Origin of the sequence: uncultured Fibrobacter sp., assembly GCF_946062555.1 — a bacterium.
In the GTDB taxonomy this organism is placed as follows: domain Bacteria; phylum Fibrobacterota; class Fibrobacteria; order Fibrobacterales; family Fibrobacteraceae; genus Fibrobacter.
The window spans coordinates 1-8,116 of the sequence record NZ_CAMGVQ010000093.1 but is presented as its reverse complement, the minus strand read 5'-3'; the positions used below and the strand labels follow the sequence as shown (position 1 = coordinate 8,116).

Annotated in this window: 5 protein-coding genes; 1 reads left to right on the top strand and 4 read right to left on the bottom strand. The window is 54.1% G+C overall.

Annotated elements, in window-relative coordinates; all coding sequences use genetic code 11:
- Positions 1–144 precede the first annotated feature (144 nt).
- From pflB to Q0P86_RS15895, 4 genes are all read right to left on the bottom strand, one after another.
- Positions 145–2,403 (bottom strand): formate C-acetyltransferase, encoded by a 2,259-nt coding sequence (gene pflB, locus Q0P86_RS15910; protein ID WP_290991912.1) that lies wholly within the window; start codon positions 2,401–2,403, stop codon positions 145–147.
- Between the two features lie 248 nt (positions 2,404–2,651).
- Complete coding sequence (locus tag Q0P86_RS15905; protein ID WP_295040826.1) at positions 2,652–3,866, bottom strand: glycoside hydrolase family 3 N-terminal domain-containing protein; 1,215 nt, start codon at positions 3,864–3,866, stop codon at positions 2,652–2,654.
- 68 nt (positions 3,867–3,934) lie between these two features.
- Positions 3,935–6,490 carry a DNA topoisomerase III gene (locus tag Q0P86_RS15900; RefSeq protein WP_295040824.1) on the bottom strand — a complete coding sequence of 852 codons (2,556 nt, stop codon included), beginning with the start codon at positions 6,488–6,490 and terminating at the stop codon, positions 3,935–3,937.
- Positions 6,491–6,492: 2 nt separating this feature from the next.
- On the bottom strand, positions 6,493–7,626 hold the full coding sequence (locus tag Q0P86_RS15895; protein WP_295040822.1) for a glycosyltransferase: 1,134 nt from the start codon (positions 7,624–7,626) through the stop codon (positions 6,493–6,495).
- Between the two features lie 140 nt (positions 7,627–7,766).
- Here Q0P86_RS15895 and Q0P86_RS15890 point away from each other — a divergent pair.
- Positions 7,767–8,116: cation:dicarboxylase symporter family transporter (locus Q0P86_RS15890; protein ID WP_295040820.1), on the top strand; the 350-nt coding region annotated here is incomplete at its 3' end.

Here is an 8,116-nt window from a genome sequence, read left to right as displayed (position 1 = left end):
GAGAGCGAGCGCTCAGGGTATGTACTTGTCCGATTGGGCGCGAGCGGTCTTCTGTAAGCAACAAAGCCCCCGGTATTAACCGGGGGCGGTTGCGAGAGAACTGGCTGTAGAGTAAGTACCGACTTATTTTTAGCCAGTTCAGTTTTATAACACGCCGTGGCAGGTGCGGCTGATGACGTCGTCCTGCTGTTCCTTAGTCAGAGACAGGAACTTGACAGCGTAGCCGGAAACGCGGATGGTGAAGTTCGCGTATTCGGGCTTTTCCGGGTGCGCCTGGGCGTCCAGCAGCTTTTCCACGCCGAACACGTTCACGTTCAGGTGGTGTGCGCCCTGGGCGAAGTAACCGTCCATGACGGTGACAAGCTTCTGGGCGCGTTCGTCGTCGCTGTGGCCGAGCGCGTTCGGGCTGATGGTCTGCGTGTTGCTGATACCGTCGAGCGCGTATTCGTACGGGAGCTTGGCGACAGAGTTGAGCGAGGCCAAGAGGCCGTTCTTTTCGGCACCGTAGCTCGGGTTTGCACCGGGAGCGAACGGGGCGTGAGCCGGGCGACCGTCGGGGAGGGCGCCGGTGGCCTTGCCGTAAACAACGTTACTGGTAATCGTGAGAATCGACGTGGTCGGTTCGGCACCGCGGTAGGTGTGGTGCTTCTTGATCTTCGCGATGAATTCCTTGAGGAGCCAGACGGCCATTTCGTCGGCGCGGTCGTCGTCGTTGCCGTACTTCGGGAAGTCGCCTTCGATCTTGAAGTCCTTCACGAGGCCGTTTTCGCCGCGGACCACGGAAACCTTGGCGTACTTGATGGCGCAAAGGCTGTCGACCACGTGGCTGAATCCTGCGATACCCGTTGCAAACGTGCGACGCACGTCGGTATCGATAAGGGCAAGTTCAGCGGCTTCGTAGTAGTACTTGTCGTGCATGTAGTGGATCAGGTTCAGCGTGTTCACGTAGATACCTGCGAGCCATTCCAGCATCATGTCGTACTTGTGCATCACTTCGTCGTAGTTCAGCACGTCGCCCGTAATCGGGGCAAGTTCCGGACCGATCTGCATGCCGGGCACCAGGCCGCCTTCTTCGTCCTTGCCGCCGTTGATGGCGTAGAGGAGAGCCTTCGCGAGGTTTGCGCGGGCGCCGAAGAACTGCATTTCCTTACCGGTCTGCGTTGCAGAAACGCAGCAGCAAATGCTGTAGTCGTCACCCCAAACCGGGCGCATCACGTCGTCGTTTTCGTACTGGATCGAGCTGGTCGTCACAGAGATGTAGGCGGCATATTCCTTGAAGTTTTCAGGCAGGCGCTTGGTGTAGAGGACGGTGAGGTTGGGTTCCGGAGACGGGCCCATGTTTTCGAGAGTGTGCAAGAAACGGAAGTCGTTCTTGGTGACCATCGGGCGGCCATCCTGGCCCATACCGCCGACTTCGAGGGTGGCCCACACCGGGTCGCCGCTGAAGAGCTGGTTGTAAGATTCGATACGGGCGAACTTGACCATGCGGAACTTCATGACCATGTGGTCCACAAGTTCCTGGGCTTCGCTTTCGGTAAGCACGCCGTTCTTGAGGTCACGTTCGATATAAATGTCGAGGAAGGTCGAGATACGGCCAACGCTCATGGCGGCACCGTTCTGCGTCTTGATGGCAGAGAGGTAGCCGAAGTAGAGCCACTGGAAGGCTTCCTTTGCGTTGATAGCCGGCTTCGAAATGTCAAAGCCGTAGCTAGCTGCCATCACCTTCATGGCCTTGAGGGCCCTGATCTGTTCGGCGACTTCTTCGCGCAGGCGAATCACGTCGTCGGTCATGGTGCCGTCACCCACATGGGCGAGGTCGTTCTGCTTCTGCTGGATGATGTAGTCAATACCGTAAAGGGCTACGCGGCGGTAGTCACCCACGATACGGCCACGACCGTAAGTGTCCGGAAGACCGGTCAGCAAGTGGGCTTTGCGGACGGCGCGGATTTCCGGAGTGTAGCAGTCGAATACGGCCTGGTTGTGGGTCTTGTGGTAGTCGGTAAAGATCTTGTGGAGGTCTGCACTCGGCTCGTAGCCGTACTGCTTGCAGGATTCCTCGGCCATCTTGATGCCGCCGAACGGCATAAAGGCGCGCTTCAGCGGCTTGTCGGTCTGCAGACCCACGACCTTTTCCAGGTCCTTGAGGCTTTCGCTGATGTAGCCCGGCTTATGGCTCGTAATCGTCGAAACGATGTCGGTGTCCATATCGAGCACGCCGCCCTTCTTGCGTTCTTCGGCCTGCAGCTTCTGGAGTTCATCCCAGAGCTTTTCGGTGGCGTCTGTCGGGCCTGCCAAAAATTCCTTGCCACCTTCATAGGCGGTGTAGTTGCGTTGAATGAAGTCGCGGACATTGATTTCTTCTTGCCAGAGTCCGCCGGTAAAGCCATTCCATGCTTCGCTCATGTTTTCCTTCTTTGCTCGACCTTCCAACGCCATAAATTTGGACTGCCGAGACTTTCGGTTGCTTGTTCTAATTAGTAGCTATAATATAGAAAAATGGGGGGTGAGCCCAAAGGTTTTTCGTGAACTATATTTTACTTTCGGGTGACCCCGGTTTTACAATTTGCGCTTTATGTAAAAGCTTAATGTACCATCAGTCAATGAAATAGAAGCGTAAAGTAAGTTTTCTGGGGCGATTGTGCTCGCGCCTTTTACTTGATGATTCCCGCCCTGTATTTCATTTTTAGAATGCGTGCGGCGGATTCTTCAATACGCTGGCGGTAGTATTTACTTTGTTTGGATAGTGCGGCCAGATAGTTTATCATTTCTACCGCTTTTGACGAGTAGGTAATCATGAACATGTCGTTGCCTGCCATCAAGGCAGTGCGCACCAATTTTCTAAAATCTTTGGCGGGGTAGTTCTTGTTGCGGACACGTTCGTTACCGCTAATCCAGGCGCGGAGGCTGACACCCCACAGGTCGTCGGTCAATATGACTGTCTCGGGAGACATATCGCGCGCCATTTTGACAATTTTCGGCTCGAATACGGCGGGGCGGCTCGATATGCGCACGAAACTCACGCTGTTCATCATGGTCACGGGAATATCGTTGGCAAGCGTCTTGAAGAATTCCACGTTCTTTGCGATTTTGGCTCTAGGAGTCGAACTCACGGCAATTTGATGGTCGCTATTGGTCCAGGAATCGTAACCAGGAAAATGCTTGGATACGCAAACGACTCCGTTTTCGCTCATGCCCTTGACGAACGCCCTTACTTTGAATGCGTTGGTGGTGTCGTTGCCCCAGGAACGGCGGCTTTCTTCCATGAACGAATTTTTGCCGCGGCTGTCTTTAGAAGGGTCAAGAACGGGCGCGAGGTTCATGTTTATTTTGAGTTCTTTCAGCGCGCTTCCGATTTTGTTGGCGAGCGAGTGGATGTCTGTCGAATCCATGCGTCGCATTTCTTGTGCGCTGGGAATGCCTCGCCATGTATCGGAGTAAGATGCCAGTCGGTTGACGATTCCGCCTTCTTGGTCTGTGGCGACAACGAGCGGAATTCTTAGGCCGGAGTCGATTTCGGCCATCGTGTTCAGGTAGCGTTTTGCGGAGCGAAGGTGCTGGCCTGTGATAAGCACTCCGCCAATTTCGTTTTCGATAATGAACTGCGACGAGGTGAGATAAACCATCACCATCTGTGCGGCCTTCTGCTTGATGCTGAGCGAATCCCACAGTGGCATAAGCTCGCGGGGGAGTCCGTAAGGTGTTTGCGCGGAATCTTCTTGCGGTAAGGCTTCGGCTGTATACGACGCGCTTGTTGCTGAACTGCTCGCAGGTTCCGTGGCTTGATTCACCGCAGCTTCTGTAAGCGAATTCAGCGGAACGAATTTCACGTCAGGCAGAGAATCCTTCGCCCGCACAAGAATAGACATTGCCAGAAAAACGATTACTGGTACTATATTAAATTTCATTCTGAATTCCGAAATCCGAATTCCCGAATTTACTCAGCTTTCTTTTTTCCGAAGCGTCTCGGCTTGAATTCGCGCGGAGGAAATTCGAACTTGATTTTCCCCTTTTCGAGCTTCAGGTAGGCGTCAAAATTCCGGTGCGTCTTGTTGCTGCGGAAACCTTTGATGAGCGCCGTTTTTTCGCCAGAAAGCAATGTCTTGATGATGTCGAGCGTCAGTTCCTTGCCCAGAAGAATCTTCGGAAGCGTAATGCCGCTAGGTTCTTTCTTCAGGTAGGATTCGCTGACGTAGCCGGTCATTGTCTCGTACACGGCGGCGCCGTCCACAGGTGATTTGCCGACTTCGGCGCCGACTTCCACTTCTTCGGGTTTTTCGTCAAATACAAATTCAATCTTGTTTTCGTCGTTGATAATCACCACGGCCGAGAATTCGGCGCCGCGCTTGCTGCGGAATCCGGTAAGCGGGCCGATTTTGCGGTTGGTCAGGAGTTCGGTGATTTCTTCGGGAGTAAGGCGCTTGCCGCCAATCATCTTGCGGATCACGATACCGTCTTCGGTGGTGTAGCGGCTCACGGTTTCAAAGACCTTCTTGCCGTTCACGGGGCTAAACGGGGCTTCGCCGGTGGTGCTTTCTTCCTTGAATCCCTTGATATTTTTTACCATGGTGCGCGTCATGTCGACGATGCCTTCCATGAACTTTTCGCGGGTTTCCTTGCCCTTCTCGATTTGTTCCATTTTATATTCCCAGTTGCCGGTAAGTTCCGGGCTGGTGAGCGCTTCGATATCCATAGCCTTCAACACCTTGATCAGGTCGAATGCCTTTGCGGTCGGGATCATGTCCTTGCCGTCGCGAACCACGTATTTGTCGCTGACGAGCTTTTCAATAATGGCGGCGCGCGTTGCAGGCGTTCCAAGTCCGCGTTCCTTCATGGCGTCGCGGAGTTCTTCGTCTTCCACTAACTTACCGGCGCTTTCCATCATCGAAAGCAGCGTGCTTTCGGTGTAGTGTGCAGGCGGCTTGGTAAAGTCTTCCTTTTCTTCGAGGGCGACCGTCTTGACGGACTTGCCCTTGAGTGCCGGGATGTTCGATTCTTCGTCGCTGTCCTTGCCGTACACGGCCTTGAAACCCGGATCAATCAGCACCTTGCCTTCGGTAATAAAGGTTTCGCCTTCAACGGTCGTCACGCGGGTGGTGTTTTCGTACTTGGCGGGTGGGAAGAACACAGCGATGAATCGCTGGCAAATCATCGTGAAAATTTTCTGTTCGGCTTCGGTGAGTCCCGAGGGCATCACGCCGGTGGGGATAATGGCGAAGTGGTCCGAAATCTTCGAGTTGTCGAACACCTTGGGCGTCTTCACGACCCAGTTGTTCTTGAGTGCGGTTTCTGCAAACTTGGCGAGCGGGCCTTCGATTTTGCCGAGGGTCGCCTTCACCGGAGCCACGTAGTCCTCGGGCAGGCAGCGGCTGTCGGTACGCGGGTAGGTGGTCGCCTTGTGGCGTTCGTACAGGGCCTGCGCAATCGAGAGGGTCGTCTTCGCGCTAAAGCCGAATCGGTTGTTCGCTTCGCGCTGCAAGGTCGTCAAGTCGTACAGCGGGCCGCACTTCTGGAGCGAGGGCGCGGACGTTTCTTCGACGGTGCCGGCCTTGCCCTTGCATTTGGCGAGAATTTCTTTTACGCGGTTTTCGTCAAAAATCTGCTTGATTTTGTCCTTGCCATCTTCCTTGTTGGCGGTGAACCACTTGCCTTGGTAGTGGCTACCGTCGTTGTCGAACTCGGCTTCCACGGTCCAGAACTTTTGCGGCACGAACTGCATGCGTTCTTCTTCGCGGTTCACGATAATGGCAAGCGTCGGCGTCTGCACGCGTCCGCACGGGGTCACCTGGAATCCGCCCATGCTGCTGTTGTAGGCGGTAAGGCCGCGGCTTCCGTTCATGCCTATCAGCCAGTCGGCTTCGCTACGGCAAAGGGCTGCTGCCTTCAGGTTTTCCATTTCGGCGCCGTCGCGCATGTTTTCGAAAGCATCCTTGATGGCTGCCGGGGTCATGCTCTGCATCCACAGGCGCTTGATGGACTTGCCCGTGAACTTGCCCTTGAGCACGTACTGCAATATGTAGAAGAAAATCAGTTCACCTTCGCGGCCCGCATCGCATGCGTTCACGATGGTCGTCACGTCCTTGCGCTTGATGAGTTTGCTTAAGGCGGAAAGCTGTCCGCGGGTGGCAGGCGTTGCGACCAGCGGGAATTCCTTGGGGAGCATGGGGAGCGTGCTCATTTCCCACTTCTTGTACCTTTCGTCGATTTCTTTCGGGTCGGCGATTTCGACCAGGTGGCCGATGGCATGGCTCACGATGGTGGTGTCGCTTTCGTAGTGGGTCTTTTCGTTCTTGAAGTTCTTTTGGCCGAGTACGCGCACCAGGTCGAGCGCTACGCTCGGTTTTTCGGCGATAATTAAAGTCTTGCCTTCGCCTACATCGACCGTCTTTTTAGCAGAAGCCGTTTTGGTCGCAGTCTTTGTCGCGGTCTTCTTCGCGGCGGTCTTGGTTGCGGTCGTTTTAGTCGTTGTTGCTTTTTTTGTCGTAGTTGCCATCGTTATTTCCATTTAAATCGTCCGAACAAGCCAAAAAGCACGGCCAGCACGGTAAAGGGGGCGTGGATAAATTCTACAGGAATGCACCACTTGATCAGGTGCTCCTGCCTGAATATCCTGAGCCCGCGGAGTATTAAAACCAAATCACCAATGCATTTGGCGACAAACGCGATAAGTGTCGCGATAAAAATCTCGAAACTGAACGGCGAAAGTACCGCCGCGATACACTGCATGGTCAGGAACAGGAAAACCATGCTGAGCACAAACACGATTTGAGGTGTATAATAGATAGTCTTCGAAGCCCAGCGCTTGCGCTGTTCCCAGAGTTCCTTGAGGGTTTCTTTGCCGTTCGTGGTCACGAAGGTGCTTTCTGCAATGCAGTAGCGCATGGCCCAGGGGCGGTCGGCCGCGAGTTTCTGCATCAAGAGGTCGTCGTCGCCGCTCTGGATCTTGATCACGTTGTCGAACCCGTGCACGCTCTTGAAAAAGCTCTTCCGGTAGGCTAAGTTGTTGCCGGTGCTCGTAAGCGGGAGCCGCATGGCGAGCCCAGCGGTGCCTGCCACGCGGTAAATCAGGGTTTCTACTGCCTGCATGCATATCAGCAGGCTCGATTTTCCTGGAATCGTCGGAATGTACGAATGTCCGGCAACCAGTTCGATTCCCGGTTCGAATTCGGCTACGATTCCCGTAACCCAGGAGGGCTTTACGATGCAGTCGGCATCGGTAAGGCAGAGGATTTCGCCTTCGCAGGCGTCAATCAGCTTCGAAAGCGCATGCTTCTTGGGGCTCACGCCTTCGGGAATATCCTTGATGGTCAGCACGTGCAGTCGCGGGTTCTTGGCGGCGTATTCTGCCAAAATTTCCGGCGTATCGTCGTCGCTCCTGTCGTCAGCTACCCACACGTTCCACTGTCCGCGGTAGTCCTGCGCAAGCACCGAGTCCAGTGTCGCGCGGATGCCCGCCGATTCGTTGCGGGCCGAAATCAGGATGCTCACCTGCGGCGGAGGTTCCACATCGGAGTTTCCGGTGCGCACGGTGCCGAGTGCGCGGAAAAAACGCACCTCGAGGGCTATGTAGAATAGTCCGAACACGACCAAAAGGCCGATGACCAGGTATGTGAGCACCGTTAAAAACATTTCCGCGCAAAATTTAGTTCATCGGGACGGCTCCGAAAAAAAAGAATCGTTGAAAGCGTCGCTTTTTTTGCAACACTTGCGTTTTTCTCGCAAAAAGGGCAAATTTATATTTATATTACATTCCCCAAAAGAGGTTTAAGATGACATTGAAGGCTTTAATAAAAAAATACAATAGTGCCAATTTGGTGCTTCGAATTGCCATTGCGATTGTCTTGGGCTCACTTTTGGGAGTAATTCTTCCGTCGCAAAAATGGATCGGTGAATTTGGAACTTTGTTCGTAAGCGCTCTCAAGGCGGTCGCTCCGGTACTGGTCTTTATCCTGATCGTGTGCTCGCTGGCGTCCGGAAAGTCTCATTTGGATCGCCGCTTTGGTCGGGTGGCGCTACTGTACTTGACGAGTACGCTGGTCGCTTCTCTAGTGGCGATGGTGGCTAGCTTTATTGTCCAAAAAATGGTTAAAACCCTGCACTTTCAGTGCAGCGACTTTCA

What these genes read in the sequence shown, in the direction of transcription:
- pflB (WP_290991912.1), bottom strand. Translation starts at nt 2,403, where the DNA reads ATGAGCGAAGCATGGAATGGCTTTACCGGCGGACTCTGGCAAGAAGAA.
- Q0P86_RS15905 (WP_295040826.1), bottom strand. Translation starts at nt 3,866, where the DNA reads ATGTCTATTCTTGTGCGGGCGAAGGATTCTCTGCCTGACGTGAAATTC.
- Q0P86_RS15900 (WP_295040824.1), bottom strand. Translation starts at nt 6,490, where the DNA reads ATGGCAACTACGACAAAAAAAGCAACAACGACTAAAACGACCGCAACC.
- Q0P86_RS15895 (WP_295040822.1), bottom strand. Translation starts at nt 7,626, where the DNA reads ATGTTTTTAACGGTGCTCACATACCTGGTCATCGGCCTTTTGGTCGTG.